Annotated in this window: 11 protein-coding genes, 1 other RNA gene and 1 pseudogene; 7 read left to right on the top strand and 6 right to left on the bottom strand. The window is 71.2% G+C overall.

Annotation, left to right across the window (positions count from 1 at the left end; all coding sequences use genetic code 11):
• Window positions 1–106 precede the first annotated feature (106 nt).
• Window positions 107–1,027, top strand: a complete 921-nt coding sequence (locus tag AC02VZ_RS01990) for a helix-turn-helix domain-containing protein (RefSeq protein WP_476474347.1) — start codon at window positions 107–109, stop codon at window positions 1,025–1,027.
• Window positions 1,024–1,239, top strand: a complete 216-nt coding sequence (locus tag AC02VZ_RS01985; protein ID WP_432055857.1) for a DUF397 domain-containing protein — start codon at window positions 1,024–1,026, stop codon at window positions 1,237–1,239. Before AC02VZ_RS01990 ends, AC02VZ_RS01985 begins: the two co-directional genes overlap by 4 nt.
• 72 nt (window positions 1,240–1,311) lie before the next feature.
• On the opposite strand, the gene AC02VZ_RS01980 is transcribed toward AC02VZ_RS01985, so the two are convergent.
• The 3 genes from AC02VZ_RS01980 to AC02VZ_RS01970 form a co-directional block, all read right to left on the bottom strand.
• Window positions 1,312–6,933 (bottom strand): Eco57I restriction-modification methylase domain-containing protein, encoded by a 5,622-nt coding sequence (locus AC02VZ_RS01980; RefSeq protein WP_432055858.1) that lies wholly within the window; start codon window positions 6,931–6,933, stop codon window positions 1,312–1,314.
• 64 nt (window positions 6,934–6,997) lie between these two features.
• Window positions 6,998–10,060 (bottom strand): SNF2-related protein, encoded by a 3,063-nt coding sequence (locus AC02VZ_RS01975; RefSeq protein WP_432055859.1) that lies wholly within the window; start codon window positions 10,058–10,060, stop codon window positions 6,998–7,000.
• 112 nt (window positions 10,061–10,172) lie between these two features.
• Window positions 10,173–11,600, bottom strand: coding sequence for a serine/threonine-protein kinase (locus AC02VZ_RS01970; protein ID WP_476474346.1), 1,428 nt, complete (start codon window positions 11,598–11,600; stop codon window positions 10,173–10,175).
• A gap of 211 nt (window positions 11,601–11,811) precedes the next feature.
• Here AC02VZ_RS01970 and AC02VZ_RS01965 point away from each other — a divergent pair, with 211 nt between their 5' ends.
• Window positions 11,812–13,449 (top strand): CBS domain-containing protein, encoded by a 1,638-nt coding sequence (locus tag AC02VZ_RS01965; protein ID WP_476474345.1) that lies wholly within the window; start codon window positions 11,812–11,814, stop codon window positions 13,447–13,449.
• A gap of 134 nt (window positions 13,450–13,583) precedes the next feature.
• Window positions 13,584–15,407, top strand: coding sequence for a DUF262 domain-containing protein (locus AC02VZ_RS01960; RefSeq protein WP_476474344.1), 1,824 nt, complete (start codon window positions 13,584–13,586; stop codon window positions 15,405–15,407).
• A gap of 4 nt (window positions 15,408–15,411) precedes the next feature.
• Here the strand turns inward: AC02VZ_RS01960 and rnpB are convergent.
• From rnpB to AC02VZ_RS01945, 3 genes and pseudogenes are all read right to left on the bottom strand, one after another.
• Window positions 15,412–15,819, bottom strand: an RNA gene (gene rnpB / locus AC02VZ_RS01955) — RNase P RNA component class A.
• Window positions 15,820–15,863: 44 nt separating this feature from the next.
• Window positions 15,864–16,168, bottom strand: a pseudogene (locus tag AC02VZ_RS01950) (AraC family ligand binding domain-containing protein); the annotation flags it as partial.
• Between the two features lie 22 nt (window positions 16,169–16,190).
• Window positions 16,191–16,760 carry a Uma2 family endonuclease gene (locus tag AC02VZ_RS01945; protein WP_432055872.1) on the bottom strand — a complete coding sequence of 190 codons (570 nt, stop codon included), beginning with the start codon at window positions 16,758–16,760 and terminating at the stop codon, window positions 16,191–16,193.
• A 173-nt stretch (window positions 16,761–16,933) separates the two neighbouring features.
• Between AC02VZ_RS01945 and AC02VZ_RS01940 the strand changes: the two genes are divergently transcribed.
• From AC02VZ_RS01940 to eda, 3 genes are all read left to right on the top strand, one after another.
• A complete protein-coding gene (locus AC02VZ_RS01940) occupies window positions 16,934–17,746 on the top strand; it encodes a MerR family transcriptional regulator (RefSeq protein ID WP_476474343.1) in 813 nt (270 codons plus the stop codon).
• Window positions 17,747–18,015: 269 nt separating this feature from the next.
• Window positions 18,016–18,798: a peroxide stress protein YaaA gene (yaaA, locus tag AC02VZ_RS01935; protein ID WP_476474342.1), complete on the top strand. Its 783-nt coding sequence runs from the start codon at window positions 18,016–18,018 to the stop codon at window positions 18,796–18,798.
• 172 nt (window positions 18,799–18,970) lie between these two features.
• A complete protein-coding gene (gene eda, locus AC02VZ_RS01930) occupies window positions 18,971–19,705 on the top strand; it encodes a bifunctional 4-hydroxy-2-oxoglutarate aldolase/2-dehydro-3-deoxy-phosphogluconate aldolase (RefSeq protein WP_476474341.1) in 735 nt (244 codons plus the stop codon).
• Window positions 19,706–19,717 lie beyond the last annotated feature (12 nt).

Raw genomic sequence — 19,717 nt, 5'->3', positions numbered from 1 at the left:
TGACGCACCGACGCGGGGTGCTGTACGCGACGTGTCGGCGCGAGTACGTGGCGTGCGGCGTGACGGGGGCCCGGTGGGCGCGTTGGGCCGGAGAAGGCGGTGGTCGATGACGAAGCGTACGGGTGCGGACGCCCTGGCGGGCGGCGCGGACGGCGGAACGGTCGTGAGTGTCGGGGACGGCTGGGAGAGCGACGACGGCGGGGGCGGTGTGTGCCGTCCCGAGGACGGCGGCGGGAAGGGCGTGCTCGCCGCGTTCGGGCAGACGTTGAAGACGCTGCGGCTGCGGGAAGGGCTGGACCGGGCGGAGTTCGGGAACCGGATCGGGTACTCGGCGGCCACGGTCGCGTCGTTCGAGCAGGGGCGGAGGATTCCGTCGCCGAGGGCTATCGAGCGGGCGGACGAGGTGCTGGGGGCGGACGGGCTGCTGTGCGTGTGGAAGGGGGAGGTGGAGCGGGCTCAGTATCCGGTGTTCTTTCAGGGGATGGCGACGCTGGAGAAGGAGGCGGTTGAGCTCCTCGCCTACGACACCCATGTGATCAACGGCCTACTCCAGACCGAGGATTACATGAGGGCGGTGCTCGCCGTGCGGTGTCCGCCGCTGGAGGAGGAAACGATCGAACAGCGTGTGGCCGCCCGTCTGACGAGGCAGGACATCTTCAGCCGTCGGCCACTCCCGCTGCTGAGCTTCGTGCTCGAGGAGGCGGCGCTACGACGCCCGTGGGGCGGCAAGACAGTCCTCCGAGGACAGTTGGAACATCTGATGCTGGCCGGTGAGATGCGAAACGTCAGCGTCCAGGTCATGCCGCTCGACCATGAGGAAAACGCGGGCGTGGACGGTGCCTTCACAGTGATCACGCGCAGGGACGCCAAGAAGTTCGTGTACACCGAGGCGCAAGGAACCAGCGCTCTGCAGACTGAGCCCGAAGAGACGGTTCTCGCTGCCGCGCGCTATGGGATTATCCGATCACAGGCTCTCAGTCCGCGGGAGTCAACGGAGTTCATCGAAGGGTTGCTGGCATCGCTATGAACATCGCTGAGTCCTCGACCGTCGCCCCTGGCCCCGCCTGGTTCAAGAGCAGCTACAGCGGAGCCGAGGGCGGCCAGTGCGTAGAGGTCGCGAACGGTACGACAGTTGTGCACGTCCGGGACTCCAAGGCCGCCGCCGGGCCCGTCCTCACGGTCTCGCGTGACGCGTGGGCGGGGTTCATCGGGCTGGCCGCCTCGGAGCGGAGCGTCTGACACACGTACGGTCGCGAGAGCCCTGCCGGTTCCTGTCGGACGGCAGGGCTCTCGTCTGCGCCGGGCGTCTGATCAGCTCTCGGCGTCTCCCGGAGGCCGGGTGTCACCGGGCTCCCAGCCGGCCTCGCGCAGGCGCCGCGTGAACTCGGCGTGAGCGGCACGCATCTCCCCCTTGCGGTTGGCCCGGTAGAGCGGGCCGATGTAGCCGTCCGGCACCTCGTACTCCTCCGGGAAGCCCTCCGGCTTGCTCAGCTGCTTCCAGGCGTCCTTGGGCTGGCCGTACCCGTGCTGCTGGTGCGCCTTGGCGATACGACGACCGGTCGCGTCGAACCACATGTTCTCCTCATACTGCTGAAGCACGGGGAATCGGGCGTCGTACATGGCCACCAACTCGTCGGCACTGATACCGAGCCAGACGGCAACGAGGGCGTCGATCTCGACGAGAGCCGCGCGGCGGGTGAACTCCGTGCGGAGGGGGGTGTCGCGGGTCCAGGTGCGGTCCACACCTTCGGCAAGTGGGGGTGCGACTTCTGGCCACTCTTCGCTGGCGGCCCACGTCTGCTGCTGCCAAGCGGGGTCGTACAGCTCTTCCCAGAGACTGGCGTAGGCGTTGGTCTGACAGTTGAGGCGGAGGGTGCGGAGGAGGAGGGCACGCTCCAAGGGGTGCCCTTCGGTCGGCGCTGGCATGATCTTGGCATCCGAAGTAGCAAGGTGGCCGCGCCCCGAACTCCGGAGGAAATAGTCGAGAACAAGCGAAGCGAAGAACCCGGCAGTAAGCGCAGTAAGTCTTAGCGACGGCAGCGCAGCGCTGCGTACAGCGTGAATATGGTTCGCTCCAGGCGGGATCAGCGCAGCAAATAGGCTCCGCTCCGTGTTGAAGGCGATCATTTCTCGCCACGCTACCCGGAAGAACTCGGAGTACGGCCTCAGGCTGGCCTGACGCAGCAGCGCGTCGATAGCCTTATACAGAGCCTCCCCATCCAGCTTAGGTTCTGTCGCCTTGACGTCCGTCTCCGCAGCAGCGACCGCCGCAGGATCGCCCCAAAGCTGCGCAAGCCGGTCGTGGTCAACCCATCGATCTTGGGCGTCGACGAACCTTGAACGAGGTTCTGAAGGCCGGTAGTTCGTGCGCGGCACCGCGTCGCCCGCCAGGCTCCGATGATCCCAAGCCTCGTAATCGCGCATGCTCTTCGAGCCGCCCTCCGGCGGCTGCTTGTGATACGGCGTGGCGATGTGGATCAGTGGTCCCTGAAGGATCACGTCCTGCCAGCTGTCGACGGGTCCCGGTGCCCAGGCGAAGTAGCCCGCAGTCCGGTCATTCTTCTCATGAAAACCCGGACTGATACGCGGCTTCATAGCCACGAGTCGGTGCGGCCACTTCGCGAGCGTCCGGATGGCCGACTCCTCAGCTCGCGTCACCGGGTACAGCAGTTTGGCCTGCTCCACAGGCGGTGGGTTCTCCTCACCAGCCAGGGCACGCCACTCATGAAGGCGGTCTTCGTTGACCGTGACGATCCTGTCGCGGTGCGGGCGCAAGTCCCACTTGCCCCCGTCCTTCACGCCAGGCACGGGCCCCTGCCCCTCGTGACGTACGGACTTCACCAAAACACTGGGGTGCAGGAGCCAGCTCATGTGCTGGAAGCTGACGTCCTGGTCCTTGCCGTACACATTGACGCTGAAGTGACTGCTGTTACCCACCGGGTTGGCGAAGATCAGCAGTTCGTTGGTGAAGTCCGCATGGAATCGCAGGTGCCGATAAGCCGCCTTGCGGAGCACCCCTTCCTTGGCCCCTGTCAGGTGCGTAGACGGATGAATCAGCCCGGCCGTCCCCCGTTCACCGACGGCCCGCCACCCCAGCAACATGAACGCCCGATACAGATCCGGCTGAGTCCCCACCAGCTCGGGATAGGTATCCACCGAAGCCAGGAACCCGGACACCGCCGCATGGTCCGCCAGCTCCCCCAGAAACGCTGACCGCACCCCAGGCCACTCCATGACCTCGGCCTTGCGCTCGTCCCAGGCCTCATTGCTCGGCTTGTCCGCCAGCTCGAACCACGGCTCGAACTCGGCGAGGACCCCGCTCTCCTTCCACTCCTGCTTGACCCACGGCGGATTCCCCACCATCAGGTCGAACCCGCCCTCCGCGAACACATGCGCGAAGTCCAGCTCCCAGTGGAAGAACCCCCGCTCCTGGGCGATCCGCTCCACCGCCTCGTACCAGGGGAACGTGTACCCGAGGTCCGCCGGCTTGGCCCACGCCGTGGCCTCGGTCATCTTCTGGTCGAGTTCGCGTTCCTTGTCGTCGAGCTCGTCCAGGCTCCGCACCCCGTCGAAGGAGAGCAGCGAGGTCTGCCGCCCATCCCCCGTGTCCACGTCGACGCGCCCCACGACGGCCTCGGCGAACTCGATCCAGTCGTCGAGGGACTTGAGCGCGACCCGGCGCCGGGGATCGCCCTTCTTCAGCAGCGTGCGGTCCTCACCGCCCGGCCGGTACTCGAAGTCGTCGGAGCCGTCGAGCAGCCCGATCTCCTCCAGCGGCCAGAACCACAGCGCGCACCAGGCGTCCATGAGCTGCTTGAGCCGCCAGTAGGGCGTGCCCTTGCGGTGCAGGGCCTCCAGCACCGCGTCCCGGTCCATCGGCGCCCGGCCTCCCGAACCCGCCCCCACCGCCTGCCCGTCGCGCGGTATCACCGCACCCCAGACGTCGACGTGCCGCGAGATCTCCCGCTCGGACAGCCGCAGCCGCATGACGACGAGGTCCCACAGGTACTCCACCCGCCGGGCGAGCCGGATCAGCCGCCCGGTCTGCGTCCGCACCCCGGGTTCCCGGTCCTCGTCGTCCTCCCGCACCGGGGCGGCGGCCTTCGTACCGGCACCGGAACCCGCCCCGCCGGACGGCACCTCCAGCGACGGCTGCTCCCAGACATCGAGCCCGAGGTCGAACGCCCCCTGCCCCAGCCGCTGCTCGTCGGCCTCCGCCGCCAACTGCTCCGCCGAAGGCGCCGTCTTCTTCCTCGGCGCCGCCCGCTTCGCCTCGCCCTTGGGGTTGCGCCGCATCGCCGAGCGCCACTTGCGCAGCGCCTCGACCAGCTCGGGCTCCAGCCAGTCGACGACATCGCCGTCGACCACGGCCTTCACGGTCTCCTCCGCCGTGCCCTTCTTCAGCGTGCGCAGGCCGACCTTTTCGCCGATCGAGCCCCAGCCCATCGCGGGAAGCAGGAACTGGTGCACCTCCCGGCCCTTCAACGGCTCCCCCAGCGGGACGTGGCGGGGCTTGCGCGGGGCCTTCGAGGTCAGCCACTCGCCCTTGCTGAGGCTGTTGCCGGGGTACACCTTCCGCGAGGCGCCGACGAGGGAGTTGCCCCGGTGCAGGTGGAGGCCGTACCAGGGGGCCTTCATGCCCCGGTGCATGGTGTTGAGCCACAGCGAGATCTCCGCCAGCTCGACGGCCGTCTCGTTGAGGTCGACGCCGTACGCGTTGTGCAGGGCGATGTACGCCTTCACCTTCTGCAGCTCGCGCTGGTAGTCCTCCGGGTCGATCTCGACGCCCCGCTCACGCTGGGCGAGCCGCAGGTACAGCTCGGCTAGCTGGTTGACGGCCTCGTTGAGGAACGCGCCGGAGCCGAGGGCCGGTTCGCACACCCGCCAGCGCAGCACGTCCGCCGCGTTCACCCACGCCTTCTCCGGCTCCTTGGGGTCGACCTCGCCCTTCTCGTCCAGGCGGAAGCGCAGGGTCTGCTCGACGGTGGCCTGGGTGAGGGACTCGGGCGTGTAGTAGCTGGCGCTGGTCTGGCGGTCGCGGCCGGCCAGGCGGTAGACGTACGAGCCGACCTTGCGCGGGACCGGGACCCGCTCGTGCGTCTGGGGATTGATGTCCGTGGCGACGAAGACGCTGTCGTCGGGGCCGTCCGGGTAGCGGCCGGAGCGGACCTGGCTCGCCCGGATCAGCCAGGAACCGCCGCTCGGGTCGCCGCCCTTGGCGACCTCGTACAGCGGCTCGTCGGCGATGAAGCCGGTGTACGACATCAGGCCCTCGTACACCGCGCCGAGGTGGTTGATGCTGAGGTTGGCGTACGAGATGAAGCCGCCGCGTCCGCCGCGTCCGCGTCCCTCGACGACGGTCAGGTGGCGCAGCACCTGGTGCAGGACCTTGTTGCGCAGCCGCAGGTCCAGGCGGCGGGCACCCTCGGGGACCGTGCCGTCGGGGGCGATGTCGTCGGGGTGGACGATCACCTGGTCCACGAGCTTGATCGACTCCGGGTCGAAGAGCCGGGACTTCAGCGCCTCGATGCGCACGCCCTCGTAACCGTCGTCCTCGGACAGCTCCACCGCGTCCGCGTCCGGTGCTCCCCCGCCCGCACCGGTCGCGGTGGCCGCCGCCTCGCGCGAGGTGATCGTGTCCGCCGTCGGGTGGCCGGTGAAGACCTTCTCGAAGAGCAGAGCCAGGGAGTCGTGGAAGTGGTGGCGGTCGCGGGAGGTGCTGGACAGCTTCTCCTGGACGGCGAGTTCGCGCAGCCGGGCCACGCTGTACCCCTGGACGTACTCCTCGCTCCTCATCGGGAGGATGTCCAGCTCGGGGCGGGCCTCGGCGTAGAGGAGGAAGAGGATGCGGTACAGGTAGCGCAGCGACTCCTTGGTGAGCAGGTGCGGCAGCGCCCCCCGCTCGGCGAGCGGGCCCGGGAGCCACTCGGTGAGGTCGTCGTGGGTGACGTTCTGTGCGCGCGCGAGGTCCAGGACCTCGTTGGCGATGAGCTGGACGGATGCCTTCAGGCCCTCGCGCAGGTCGCTGGTGACGCCCACGGAGTGGTCGCGGGACTCCGCCACCAGCCGGGCGATGTCGTCGTCCCCGCCGTCCTCGGCCGGACGCAGGGCCTGCGCGCCGAACAGGGCGGCGATCACGTCGAGTTCGCCGGCGCTCGCGCCCTTGACGCCCTTGCGGGGCAGGGCGACCTCCAGGCTGACCGCGAGATGGCGTCCGCGGGCGTAGTTCTCGCGGTCGGCGAGGACCATGACCCCGCCGAACAGCAGCAGCGCGTAGCGGGGGGCGCTGTCGGCGGAGAGCAGCCAGGCGGCGAGGTCGGTGACGGTGGTGAGGGTCTTGCCGGAGGCCACGCGGACGGGTGCGGACAGGCGGTTGGCCGTGCCGTCGCCGCGGGTGGCGGCGATGTCGTCGGCGAAGCCGCCGGTCAGGACGGCGACGCCCGGCTCGCTGTGGGCGACGGGCACCGCCACGGGGCCCGCCGCGCCGTGCACGGTGAGGTGGCCGGGGCGGGGGGTGAAGCCGAGGGCCTTCAGTACCCGGTCGTGCCAGGCGTGCAGGCCGGCGCGCCACTCCTCCTCGGGGCCGTCGTCGACCGGGCGCGGGGCGGGAGCGGGCTGGAAGGCGGGCGGCTCGCCGTCCGGGCCGGTGTGGTCGGTGCGGTCCTTCAGTGCCTCGGTCGCCCGCTGCTGGGCGGCGACGGCATGCTGGTCGGGCCGGACGTTGTACTTGTCCGCCTCGCCGCCCACGGAGAGGCGGACGTCCAGGTAGGGGCCGGTGAGGTCGCGCAGGCCCTGCCGTGGCGTGGGCCGGCCCTGGCGCTCCTCGGCCGCCCACTCCTTGAGGCGGCCGGTCTTCAGCTGCTTGGGCAGGATCTCGTCCAGATAGAAGGACGGGAAGTACTCACCCTCGTTGATCAGAGCGTCGAACTTCACGCTTGCTGCTCCTGCCGGATCGCTTCGGTGACGGGGTGCGCGGGGTTCAGGGCACGGCCGGTGGTCATGAGCTCGGCTCCAGGACGGCGAGGACGCGCACCATCGGGTCGCCGGCCGTGCGCAGCCGGGCCGCGGCCTTCTCCAGATTCTCGGCGGCGCGTTCCCGCGCGGTGTGTCCGCCGGTGAAGCCGGGCAGCTTCTGCTCCAGCCAGCGGCCGACCTTCGCCTCGTACTCCCGCAGCGGGCGGTCGATGTGCTCCTCCGCCTCCCGGCGGCGCCGCTGCATCTCGCGGCGGGTGGCGTCGACGGCGGCCGGCACGTGCCGCTGGAGGGCGGCCGGGTCGCCCGCGGCGAAGTGGTCCGGCATGTGCGGGCCCAGGCCGAGATCGGTGAGGAGGTTCCGGGTGAGTTCCCGGACCCTGGGCGCCTCGCCGGGCCGGTCCAGGCGGTCGACGGCGAGCCAGGCCACGACCGTCGGGCGGCCGTCCCGGTTGGACCACACGCCCTGGGTGAGGAAGACGGGATCGGGCACGCGGGCGCGGTCCACCTGCATGACGAGGGCCTGCTGGCGGCCCAGCTGGACCAGGACCTTGTCGGTGATCCACTCCAGGACCGGGTGCAGCTCGCCGACGTAGTGGGCGTCCGGCCACAGCGACGGGGAGTCGGCGTCCTCGCGGGCCCGGCGCAGGGAGTCGGCCGCGTCCTCGCGGCTGAAGGTGAGCTTCATGCGGCGGGTGATGCCGTGGTCGCGCAGGTAGCCGGCGGGCAGGACGTCGAGCCGGTCGGCGAGGTCCTCCGGGGTGTCGAAGCTGAGGTCGGTGCCGTGCACGGTGGTGTCCAGGCGGAAGGCTTCCAGGTCGGCGAGCTCCTCCAGGCCGGTGAGGACGTAGTCGCGGCGGTCCGTGAACAGGCGCAGTTCCTCGACGGTGCGGACGGGGGCGCGGGCCGTGCCGTCCTCGGCCGGGTCGGTCTCCGGGGCCGCCCGCGGGGTGTCGGACGCGGTGTCCGCCGCCTCCGGCTCGTCGTCGAAGTCGAAGCCGATGTCGAAGTCCTCGTCGTCGTACGTGTCCGCGCCGGTGCCGAACTCGGCGTTCAGCTGCTGGGCCAGGGGCAGGCCGTCGGGCAGCTCGCCCTCGTCGAGGGCGTCGAGGGTCTCCGGGGAGACGGCCTGGAGAGCGTCCACGGCCGGCTGCGGCGCCTCGCCCCGGAACAGCGCCTCCATGACGCGCCGCTCCTCCAGGTCGGCGTCGTTGTCCTTCGTCGCCGCCTCCACGGCGCCGAGGACCTGGTGCACCCGCTCCTCGCGGGCCAGGACCTTCTCGGCGATGTCCGTGTCGTCCAGGGCGCCGTCGACCTCCGACCGGAGGATCAGCGCGCGGAACTCCGGCGGTTCGGTCTGCCCGTACCGGTCGATGCGGCCGTTGCGCTGCTCGACCCGGATCAGGCTCCAGGGAAGGTCCCAGTGGATCAGATGGTGGCACTGGCGGTGCAGGTTGACGCCCTCGGAGGCGCCGTCGCCGGTGAGCAGCAGCCGCACGTCGCTGCCCGCGCGGGCGAACTCGTCGACGTACTCCATCTGCACCCGGTCGGAGGTCCCCGAACCGCTGTACATGACCTTGACCGCGGCCTTCGCCTCGTCCTCGGCCGTCCAGCCGAGCAGCGGCGGCAGCACCTCGCCGAGCCAGTCGAGGGTCTCGCGGCGCTCGGAGAAGACGACGGCGCGGGTGGGGCTGCCCGCCTTGACGCCGATGCGGCGCAGTTCCTCCACCAGTCCGGCCAGCTTGGAGGCGGCGGCCGGGGCGCCCTCCCCCGCGCCCGCCCGCTCGATGTCCCGGGCCAGCTCCATCAGGCGCAGCAGGGAGGCGGCCTCGGGGGTGGTCGCGGTGATGCCGGTGAGCGGTTCGTCGGTGATGCGATGACGTGGCGGCAGGGCGTGCCCGGTGCGGGTGAGCCGCTGGCGGGCGGTGACGAACAGGGCGCGGTGCGAGGAGAGGAAGGACTTGAGGAGGACGTAGGGGAAGAGCCGGTCCTCCGTGGCGGCCCGCTGTTCGCGTCGCTTCAGCCAGTGCTCGGCGAGCTCGGCGAAGACCCGTTCCTCCAGGTCGTTGGCGCGGCACCGTACGGGGTGGGAGCCGCCGCGCGGCGCCCAGTGGTCCTTGAGCTGCTCCGCCACCTCGGCGCTGACCTTGGTGCGGCGCAGCATGAGGTGCTCCAGCTCCTCCGCCTTCGGCCGCTTCGGGTCCTTGACCGCCATCGGGTCGAGCAGGCGGATCAGGCCGGTGAAGGCGGCCATCTCGCCGTTGTGCGGGGTGGCGCTGGCCAGGATCAGCGCGTCGGTGCGCTCGGCGAGGAGGTCGGCGAGGTCACGGCGTTCGCTGCCCTGGTTGATCAGGTTGTGCGACTCGTCGATGACGACCGCGTCCCAGTGGATGTGCTCCAGCCACGGGCGGTAACGCCGACGGTTCTTGAGCGTGTCCATGGAGATGATCACGCGCTTGTAGTACGTGAACGGGTTGCGGCCGGCCGGGATCTTCCGTTCGATGCGGGCGATGCCCGCGCTGTCGAGCCGGACCAGCGGCAGGGCGAACCGCGTCCACATCTCGTGCTGGAACTGTTCCAGGACGGGCGCGGGTGTGACGACGAGGATGCGCTCACCGCGGCCCCGGCGGATCAGCTCGCCGAGCAGCACCCCGATCTCCAGGGTCTTGCCGAGTCCGACCACGTCACCGATCAGCAGCCGGGGCCGCAGCGGGTTCGCGAGGGCCTTCTCGGCGGGCCGCAGCTGGTAGTCCATGCGGTCCAGGAGGAACCCGTCGGTCAGCGCCAGGCGCCGCTCCCGCTGCGGCAGCGGGGTCTTGCGCAGCACGGCCTCCAGGAAGAGGCGGCCCCGGCGGAAGTGCGGCGAGCCGTCGGCGATGAGCTCGGTGTGCTCGGGGAGCAGGACGCGGGGCCGGTCCATGGTGGGCGCCAGGAAACGGGCCTCCTGCCCGCGCACCAGGTCGGAGGCGCCGACGGCCTCGATGAGGTACTCGCCGGGGCGGACCTGCCTGCTGGTGCGGACCATCCACTCCTCGTCCCGCACCTCGATCACCGTGCCGGCGGGCGGAGGGCCGTCGGGTGCAGGCATGAGGGGTCCTTTCGGGTGGTTCCGGGCGTCGTCGAGGGTAGCGCCGCGGCGGTCGGGGTGCGTCCGCGCGGTCGGATCCGTCCCGCGGACGGTCAGGGGGCGGCACGGGCCGTTACAGGTCCCCACGGTGCGCGTAGCGCTCACGGAGGCGGGAGGCCACGCGCTGCGCGGCACGGGGAGGAGCCTGTGGGGCACTGGGGGTGGTGGCCGCCGGGTCCGTCGGGTCCGTCGGGTCCGTCGGGTCCGTCGGGTCCGTCGGGTCCGTCGGGTCCGTCGGGTCGACCGTGTCCGGCTCCTCGGGCCGCGGGGCGGGGAGGGGGTAGCTCGTGGGGGCGGGAGGGGCGGCCTCGCCGGACTCGTCCCCCCGAGCCGGTGGCGCGGGATCGGGATCGACGAGCGTCGGCGTGTAGCCGCCGGGTCCTCCCGGTCCGTCCACCGCGTCCGCCGCCCGCTCGATCTCGTCCGTGTCCACGAGGCCGTAGAAGCCGGGATCGTCCTCGGCCCACGGCGCGTCCGGGGCGGCGCCCTCGTCCACCGCCTTCTGAGCCAGCTCCTGGACGGCAGGGTCGGCGCGGTCGGCGAGCGCCCGCGGCGGCAGCTTCGGCGTCAGCCCCGAGGCGGCGACGCGGGCCCTGAGCTGCTCCGTGGCGGCGTCGAACGTCACACCCGCGTCGGCGAGCAGGGCGAACAGGCTCTCCCGCACGGCGTCCAGCCGCGGACGCTGGGAAGGACTGGCGACGAGCACCTGGGCGAGCAGCGGCAGGAAGCCGACATCCACGCCGTCCCACTTCGGCGGGGACATCAACGGCATGAGCGGATACGGCGGCCGGCCGGTCAGCGCGAAGAAGAGGGTGGCCCCCAGGGCGTACACGTCGGCCGGCTCCTCGACGTGCTTGGTGTCCCTGAGCTGTTCGACCGGCATGTAGGGGCGCGTGCCCATGCGGTCGCCGGTCCGGGTGAGCGCCTGGCTGGAGCGCCGTTCGGTCAGCACTGCCAGGCCGAAGTCCAGCACCACCGGTCCGTCCGGGCCGAGCACCACGTTGCTCGGCTTGAGGTCGCGGTGCAGCAGCCCCGTACCGTGGATCGCCGCCAAGGCGTCCACCAGGGCCAGGCCGAGGGCCGCGTACGGACCGACGTCGAGAGGGCCGGATTCCTTCACCAGGGTGTGCAGGGAGGGGCCCGCGATGTAGTCCATGGCGAACCACGGTTCGGGGGCCTCCGGATCCGCCGCGCGCAGGGCCGGGACCCGGTCGCTGACGACCGCGCGGACGGCGTCCACCTCGCGGGCGAACCGCTCGCGGGCCTGCGGTTCGTCCAGCAGGTGCGGCTGGATCATCTTGACGACGACGAGCCGCCCCGGATCGGCGTCCCCGTCGTCGGACTCCACCAGACGGTAGGCCGCGGCCATTTCGTCCGGGAGGCCCTCCAGAGGGATCCTGCGTGCCAGGTAGGCGACGCCCATGCCGCCCGCGCCGAGCCGGGCGAGCAGTTCGAACGGCCCCACCACGCGCCGGTCGGCATCGATGTCCAGCGGCTTCATCGGCGCTCTCGTACCCCCCACGCTCCGGTCACGGCCGTCACCCGCGGCCCCATTGCCGCCGCACAGTCTACGGGCTGTGGCCGAACGCACACGGACGGCTGAAAAGCGTCTACGGACCGGCTGAAGTGACGTCTGTTCAGGAAGGGTTGGGTAGGGCTGACTGGAGTCCCGGCACGTGATCACGTGCCGTGTGCTCGTGGGGAGGAGCGGTATGCGGGCCTGGGTCGTACGCGCGGGGGAGAACGGGGAACGGGAACGGGCCGCCTTGGAAGAGGGCGTCCTGGCCGTCGGGTGGGACAGGCTCGCCAGGGGCGATCTCGCCGACGCCGTCACCCGTGACGACATCAAGGCCGCCGTCGCCGCCGCCTACCCCGACGAAGGGCCGTACACGATCGGGAACTGGACCGGTCAGCTGCACCGTTTCGTCCACGAGATCCAGACCGGCGACCTCGTCGTCCTGCCGCTGAAGTCGCTGCGCGTGGCCGTCGGCAGGGTCACCGGAGCCTACGAGTACCGGGCCGGGGCCCCCGAGGGGTTGCGGCACGTGCGGCGGGTGGAGTGGCTCGTCACCGACATCGACCGGCAGGACATCCAGTCCGATCTGCTGGACAGCATGGGCTCCCTGCTGACCGTCTTCGAGATCAGCAGGTTCGGGGCGGCGGAGCGAGTGGCGGCCCTGGCCGAGGGCAAGCCCGACCCCGGGCGGCCCGATGCCGACGAGTTCGCGGCCACCCTCACCGAGCCGGCGAAGCTGTACGAGGAGGTGCGTCGGCGGAGCGCCGAGGAACCGCTCACGCTGTCCGTCCGGGACTTCCTCGCCATCTGGGGAGTCCAGCGGAGGTACCCCGCGACGACCGAGCAGATCAAGAACGAGCTGGAGGCCCGGGGCCTCGTCACCGTCCCGCCCTTCACCGAGGGCACGCTGGACAACCGGATCGCCGTGCTGGCAGGAGGCGCGGAACCGGACGAGTCGGGCGCGAGCGCGGTGACCCGGCTCGACCTCAGGACGCTGGGAACGACGGTGTACAACTCCCTCGGCGCCGGCGGCGTCAAGAGCGGGTCGGCGTCGGCCGGCACCTCGGCGGGGGTCGCCGGCCAACTGCCCGAAGAGGAGACCGAGGCCCAGGCCGTCGCCTACCGCGTGAGCAACCTCGACTCCGCGAACCGTATGCCCGAGTGCGTGCGCGTCGGGGACAGCCTCGGGACCGCCACGACCCTCATGGTGCTGCGTGGCTACAGCCAGCTTCCCGTGCTCGACGAGGACGGACGGCTGCGCGGCGTGGTCAGCTGGGAGTCGATCGGGCGTGCCCGGATGGCCGATCCGGACGCCGGTCTGCAGGCCGCCACCGTACGGGGGCAGGAGGCGGACGGCTCGGACGACCTGCTCGACTGGATCGGCGCCATCCAGCAGTTCGGGTACGTCATCGTCCGCGACCACGAACACAAGGTCCGCGGACTGATCACCGCTTCCGATCTCACGGTGCAGTTCGGCACGCGGGTCAGGCCGTTCGTGCTGGTCGAGGAGATCGAGCAGCGACTGCGCCGGGTGGTGGACCGACGTATTCCCCTCGACCGGATCAGGGCCACCGTTCCGCGCGGGCGCGCCTCCCAGGTGCACTCCGCCGCCAACCTGACCTTCGGGGCGTACAAGCACCTCCTCAAGGTGCCGGAGAACTGGGCCGCCCTCGGGTGGGGCATCGACCAGGAGCACTTTCTGGTCGCGCTGGAGGATTGCCGGAACTTCCGCAACAGCCTCATGCACTTCAGCCCGGACCCGGTGACCGACGACCAACTGCTGCCCGCTCAGGGCCTGCTGGAGCTGCTGCGTTCGCTCGACCCGCAGATCTGACCGAGCCCGTACTTCCGGGGCCGGCCCGGCCCCGACCTCCCCCGCCCCGAAGGACTGAGAATCTTCGCATCGCGCGGATTCCCAACTCCCCGCATCGCTACGGTGGCCTCCGGCACACGAGGTGAGGGAGGGCCATGCGGGCGGACACGGTCGATCTGCGGCGCATCTTCGGCAAGGACGTCCGGTACACGGTGCCGCTGTTCCAGCGGCCGTACGTCTGGAATCGCGACGACAACTGGTCCGCGCTCTGGGAGGACATCCGCCGCACGATCGAGCGGGCCGAACAGGTCGGCCACACCGGGGACACAGTGGCCCCGCACTTCCTCGGGGCGGTGGTCTTCGACAGGACGCCGTACCTGTCGTCGAACCTGGAGACCCGGCAGGTCATCGACGGCCAGCAGCGGCTGACCACGCTCCAGCTCTTCCTGTTCGCGGCCCGGCTGTCGGCCACGTCGCTCGACCACGAGCGGTCCGTGCGGCTGTTGGGGAAGTTCCTGGAGAACGACGCGGACCTGTTCGACCGGGACAAGAACCCCGATCACCTCTACAAGGTCTGGCCGACGAACGCGGACCGGGCCGAGTTCAGGACCGTGATGCAGGGCCGGTCGGGCCAGGGGCGGCTGACCGAAGCCGTTGCCTACTTCCGGAAGGAGATCGACGCCTGGCTCGCCGAGTCACCTGAGCCGCACCAGCGGCTCGACACACTCGTCCAGACGATGCGGGAACACTTGCGCCTCGTCGTCATCGACCTGGAGCAGCACGACGACGCTCAGGTCGTCTTCGAGACGCTCAACAGCCGCGGCACACCCTTGGAACACGCGGACCTGATCAAGAACCTGCTGTTCCGCAACGCCGAGCACGCGGGCGCCGACGTCGACCGGCTCTACTCCACCTACTGGTCCCCCTTCGACCAGGACGAGTGGCGCACCGAACAGACCACCGGGCGTATCACGCGCAGTCGCCTCGACGTCTTCCTGACCTACTGGCTCACGATGCGCAGCCGGCGCGAATTCACCGCCTCCGCGCTGTTCAAGGAGTTCGAGCGCTGGCTGCTCGACTCGTCCACCCCGACCGAGGGGGTGTTCGGCGAGCTCGCCCGGTACGCCGAGATCTACGACGCCATCGACCAGCACCCGCTCCACGGAGTCGAGGGCCGGTTCCTGTACCGGATGAAGGTCATGCAGACGTCGACGCCCCTGCCGCTGTTGCTGTACCTGTTCGGGCTGAGCGACGACGTGCTCCCGCCGGAACGGCGGGAGCGGGCCGTCCGGGCGCTGGACAGCTATCTCATGCGACGGGCGATCCTCAACCTCAGCAACCGTGACTACAACCACGTGTTCCGGGAGCTCGTCGGGGTGGCGGCTCAGCAGCCCGACTGCGCCGACGAGAGCATCATCAAGGCCCTCTCGGCCCTGCAGGGCCATCACCGGCAGTGGCCCACGGACGCCGAGTTCCGTGCGGCGCTCGAACAGGATCCGCTGTACTCGCGGCTGTACCGCCACCGGGTCCGCGTCCTCCTGGAGGCGCTGGAGGACGAGTTGCGGACCGATCACACCGAGCAGCTCACCACCCCGGTCGGGCAGCACATCAGCACGAAACTGACGATCGAGCACGTGATGCCGCAGAGCTGGCGCGACAACTGGCCGCCCCTGGAGGACGACCCCTCCGAGGGCGAAGGGCGCGACGAACTCGTGCACACGCTGGGCAATCTGACGCTGGTGACCGCTCGTCTGAATCCCGCCCTGGGGAACATGCCGTGGCAGGACAAGCGACAGTGGCTCGCCCAGCACAGTCTCCTGCGGCTGACCCACGGAACGCTGCTCAATCCTCCGTCCAGCGCGGACAGCGCCGGCTGGGCCGACCGCTGGGACGAGCACCGCATCCGCTCGCGCGGGAGCCACCTGGCCTCCCTGGCTCTGCGCATCTGGCCCTCCGCGGACGACTTGATCACGAGCTGAGCGGCAGACGAGTCGGGCTGTACGCCGGGTTCTGTTCCGGCGGGTCCTCGCGGTCCCGCCGGCGACGGCCATCCATCTAGGGCCGGTGTTGCCACCGGCCTCGTGCGGTCTACCCGCGGACTCGGGCGGGCAGCCCTCGAACGTCCGCGCAGAGACGCTTCCGAAGAGGCGTCTCCTCTTGACCTTGCTCCGGGTGGGGTTTACCTAGCCGCCTGAGTCACCTCAGGCGCTGGTGGTCTCTTACACCACCGTTTCACCCTTACCGGGGACCGAGGTCCCCGGCGGTCTGCTTTCTGTGGCACTGTCCCGCGGGTCACCCCGGGTGGCCGTTAGCCACCACCCTGCCCTGTGGAGCCCGGACGTTCCTCGGGGAGTCCCGTGAGGGAATCCACGCGGCCGTCCGCCCGGCTCGTCTGCCGTGTGGACCATGGTACCGGGCGCCGGCGGGGGTCCGATGCCGTCGGTGAGGAGGGCGGGGGCGGCGTGGAGGGCGCGGTAGGCGTAGTCGTCGGGGCGGCGGGGCCGCCGGTGTGCATCTCGCCGGGTTCGAGGACGACGATCGATCCGGGGCCGGAGACGATGCGTCCGCCCCGGTAGGCGATGCTTTCGCGCCCGCAGACGGTGACGCCGACCGTGTACTCGTCATGGGCGTGCGGGGCGTACTCGTGCCGGTCGAAGCGGGCGGTGAGCAGGTCGAGTGACGGCCCGCACCGGCCGAGCCGCGCCCTGGTCCAGCGTGCCTGCTCCCGTACGTTCCCCACCGCGCACCCCCGCATCAGGGGATCAGACGAAGTCGGCGGTGTCCAGGTCGAAGGCGAAGGGTTCGGGCAGGGCGATCGGTTTGCCGAAGGGTCGGGTGCACTGCTCCCGGTACTCGTCCTTCTCCGGATCGCTGAACAGCGTGACCGAGGAAACGCCGCGGTCGACGAGCAGGTACAGGGGGATGGCTCCGCGGGCATAACAGTGGCGCTTGGCTTCACGGTCCGTCCGGGGTTTGCCGGAGGTCACCTCCATGACCAGCGCCACGCCGGCGCACGGCATCCAGGGGCCCGCTCCCCGGTACAGGCGCGACGCCGCGGGCGCGAAGACACCGTCCGGGATGACGTGGTTCTTCGGGCATGCTCCGCCGCTGCTCAGCCTCAGGCCCTTGTTCCCGGAGAACTGCATGGCGGTCCGGGATTCCCTGATCACCTGCGTCACGATCAGCCCGATGTAGTCCTCGTGGTCCCCGTCCGGCGGCGGCGTCACGACGATCTCCCCCTCGATCAGCTCCGCCCGGAAACCCTCCGGGGTGTCCAGGGCGAGGAAGCCCTCGAGCAGGACATCCGCCTGCGAGAGCGGCTCGTGGGCCATGGCAGTCACGTCACGCCCCTCCTTCGGTCGCTCGCCAGAGTGGGGCATCGGGTGATCACCTGGTCGCGGATCGGGAGTCGTTCCCTCGATCGTGGCACACGGAGCCGCTCCACGGGCGACTGCGAGCGGCGGCCGGTTGACCCTGCCGCAGCGGCAACGTTTCTACTGGAGGCATGCGGATCGGCGAACTCGCCGCCACCGTCGGCGTCACCACGCGGGCCGTGCGGCACTACCACCACCTCGGGCTGTTGCCGGAGCCGGAGCGGCTGAGCAACGGCTACCGGAACTACACGCTGCGGCACGCGGTCGTGCTGGCGCGGATCCGGCGGCTGACGGAGCTGGGGCTGGGGCTGGCCGAGGTGCGGGACGTGCTCGCGGACGACGCCGGCAAGGATCTCGCCGAGGTGCTGACGGAGCTGGACGAGGATCTGGCCCGGCAGGAGACGGCGATCCGGGAGCGGCGAGGGCGGCTGCGGGCGCTGCTGGAGACGGAGGGCGGGCTGACCGCCGGCGGGCCGGTGTCCCCGGAGCTGGCCGCGCTGTTCCAGGAGATGACCGATGTCTCCGGCTCCCCCTCGGCGGCCAAGGACCGGGAGGTGCTCGCGCTGATCGAGTCGACGGCGCCGCCCGAGGAGCGGGAACGGTTCATGGACCTGGTGGGCAGCGCCCTGTCCGCGCCGGGGATACGGGAACGGGCACAGCGTGCCTACGCCCTGCTGGACAAGCTCGTCGACGCGGGGACGGACGACCCGCGGGTCGACGAGGCCGTCGAACTCCTCGCCACCGCCCTGCCCGAGGGCCTGGTCCCGGAGGGGGCGGGCTCCGTCGATCAGGATCACGCCTTCCTGCGGGCCCTGTACGCGGACTTCGCGCCTGCCCAGGCCGAGGTGATCCGGCGGATGCTGAGGAGGCTCGGGGACCGGCCGGGGCGGACACCCGCGGCGAAGGAGGAGGCGATGAGGGAGGAGGCGACGGAGGGGGAGTGAACGGGGGTTCGGAGCAGGTGGGGAGCGGGAGCGCGTACTCCCGGGATCTTCGCGGGGGCCGCGGGGTGCTGCCGCAGGGTCCTGGACGGGCGACGGGCGACGGGCAACAGGTGGCCGGAGCCGTCGACCGACGGACGGAACCGGGGAGTCCGGCGCACGGGGCCGGGGGCCGGGCCCCGTACCCTTTCAGCGGAGTTCCACCGTCGGCCCGTGCCCGGGCTGCGGACGGCCGGGGGGTGGGACCGTGGGTCCTGATCCGAGGAGTACGTGTGCTTGTCCTGCTGCCGCCGTCCGAAGGCAAGGCCGCTTCCGGCCGGGGTGCCCCGCTGCGCACGGAGTCGCTGTCGCTGCCTGGGCTGAACGCCGCCCGGGAGGCTGTGCTCACCGAGCTGGTGGACCTGTGCACCGGGGACGAGGACAAGGCACGCGAGGTGCTGGGACTCAGCGAGGGGCTGCGGGGCGAGGTCGCCAAGAACGCGGAGCTGCGGACGGCCGGGACCCGGCCCGCCGGGGAGATCTACACCGGGGTGCTCTACGACGCCCTGGACCTCGCCACGCTCGACGCGACGGCGAAGCGGCGGGCGGCGCGTTCCCTGCTGGTGTTCTCGGGACTGTGGGGTGCGGTACGGGTCACCGACCGGATCCCGTCCTACCGCTGTGCGATGGGCGTCAAGCTGCCCGGTCTCGGGGCGCTGGGAGCGCACTGGCGTGCTCCGATGGCCGAGGTGCTGCCCGAGGTGGCCGCCGACGGGCTGGTGCTGGACCTGCGGTCGGCCGCGTACGCGACGGCGTGGAAGCCGAAGGGGGAGGTGGCGCGGCGGACGGCGACCGTGCGGGTGCTGCACGCGCCGACCCGGAAGGTGGTGAGCCACTTCAACAAGGCCACCAAGGGCCGGATCGTCCGCGGCCTGCTGACCGTGGGAGCCGCGCCGAAGGACCCGGCTGAACTGGTCGACGCGCTGCGGGACCTCGGGTACGCGGTGGAGTGCGAGCCGCCCGCCCGGGCGGGGACGGCGTGGGCGCTGGACGTGCTGGTGGACGAGGTGCACTGAGGGCGGCTGCGCCGAGGTGCACCCACCGGTTCGGCCCTGAGGGGCCGGGCCAGGGGCGGCTTTCCCGTACCGACGTGAGTGGAACGGCGGACACTGCACCCGCCCTCCCTCCGCATTGCACAGAATGCAACGTGCTTTGCGTAGGATGCTCGGGAGGGGCAGCATGACCGTCATGAGTGCTCCCCTGCCCTTCTCCGGTCCGGCGCCCGCCCGGCGGTCCGCCACGCCCGCCACACCCGTCACGCCGTCGGCCACGTCCGGGGGCGTGTCCCCGCTGGACCTCGCTCCCGTGCTCCCCGTCGTGGTCGTGGAGGACGCCGCCGACGCCGTGCCGTTGGCGCGTGCGCTGGTCGCCGGGGGGCTGCCGGCGATCGAGGTGACCCTGCGGACGGCCGCGGCCCCCGACGCCATCCGCGCGGTCGCCGCCGAGGTGCCGGAGGCCGTGGTCGGGGCGGGGACGGTGCTCACGCCGGAACAGGTGCACGACGCGGTCGGCGCCGGGGCGCGGTTCCTGGTGAGTCCCGGGTGGACGGAGCGGCTGCTGGGGGCCATGCGGGCCTCCGGGGTGCCGTTCCTGGCGGGGGTGTCGACGGCCTCGGAGGTGATGGCGCTGCTGGAGCACGGGGTGCGGGAGATGAAGTTCTTCCCGGCCGGACCCTCGGGCGGCCCGGCATATCTCAAGGCGCTCGCCGGGCCCCTGCCGCAGGCGCGTTTCTGTCCCACGGGCGGGGTCGCCCCGCAGAACGCACCGGAGTATCTGGCCCTGCCCAACGTGGGCTGTGTGGGCGGGAGTTGGATGGTCCCGGAGGACGCCGTGGCCGCCGGGGACTGGGCGCGGGTCGAGCGGCTGGCCCGGGAGGCGGCGGCCCTGGGCACGCGGACGGGCAGCGGCGCGGACGCCGGCTGAGCGGGAGCGCGG

It is taken from the genome of Streptomyces sp. 3-6, assembly GCF_056323165.1.
Note: the sequence above shows the minus strand (reverse complement) of the source record. Positions and strands in the feature narration are given on the sequence as shown.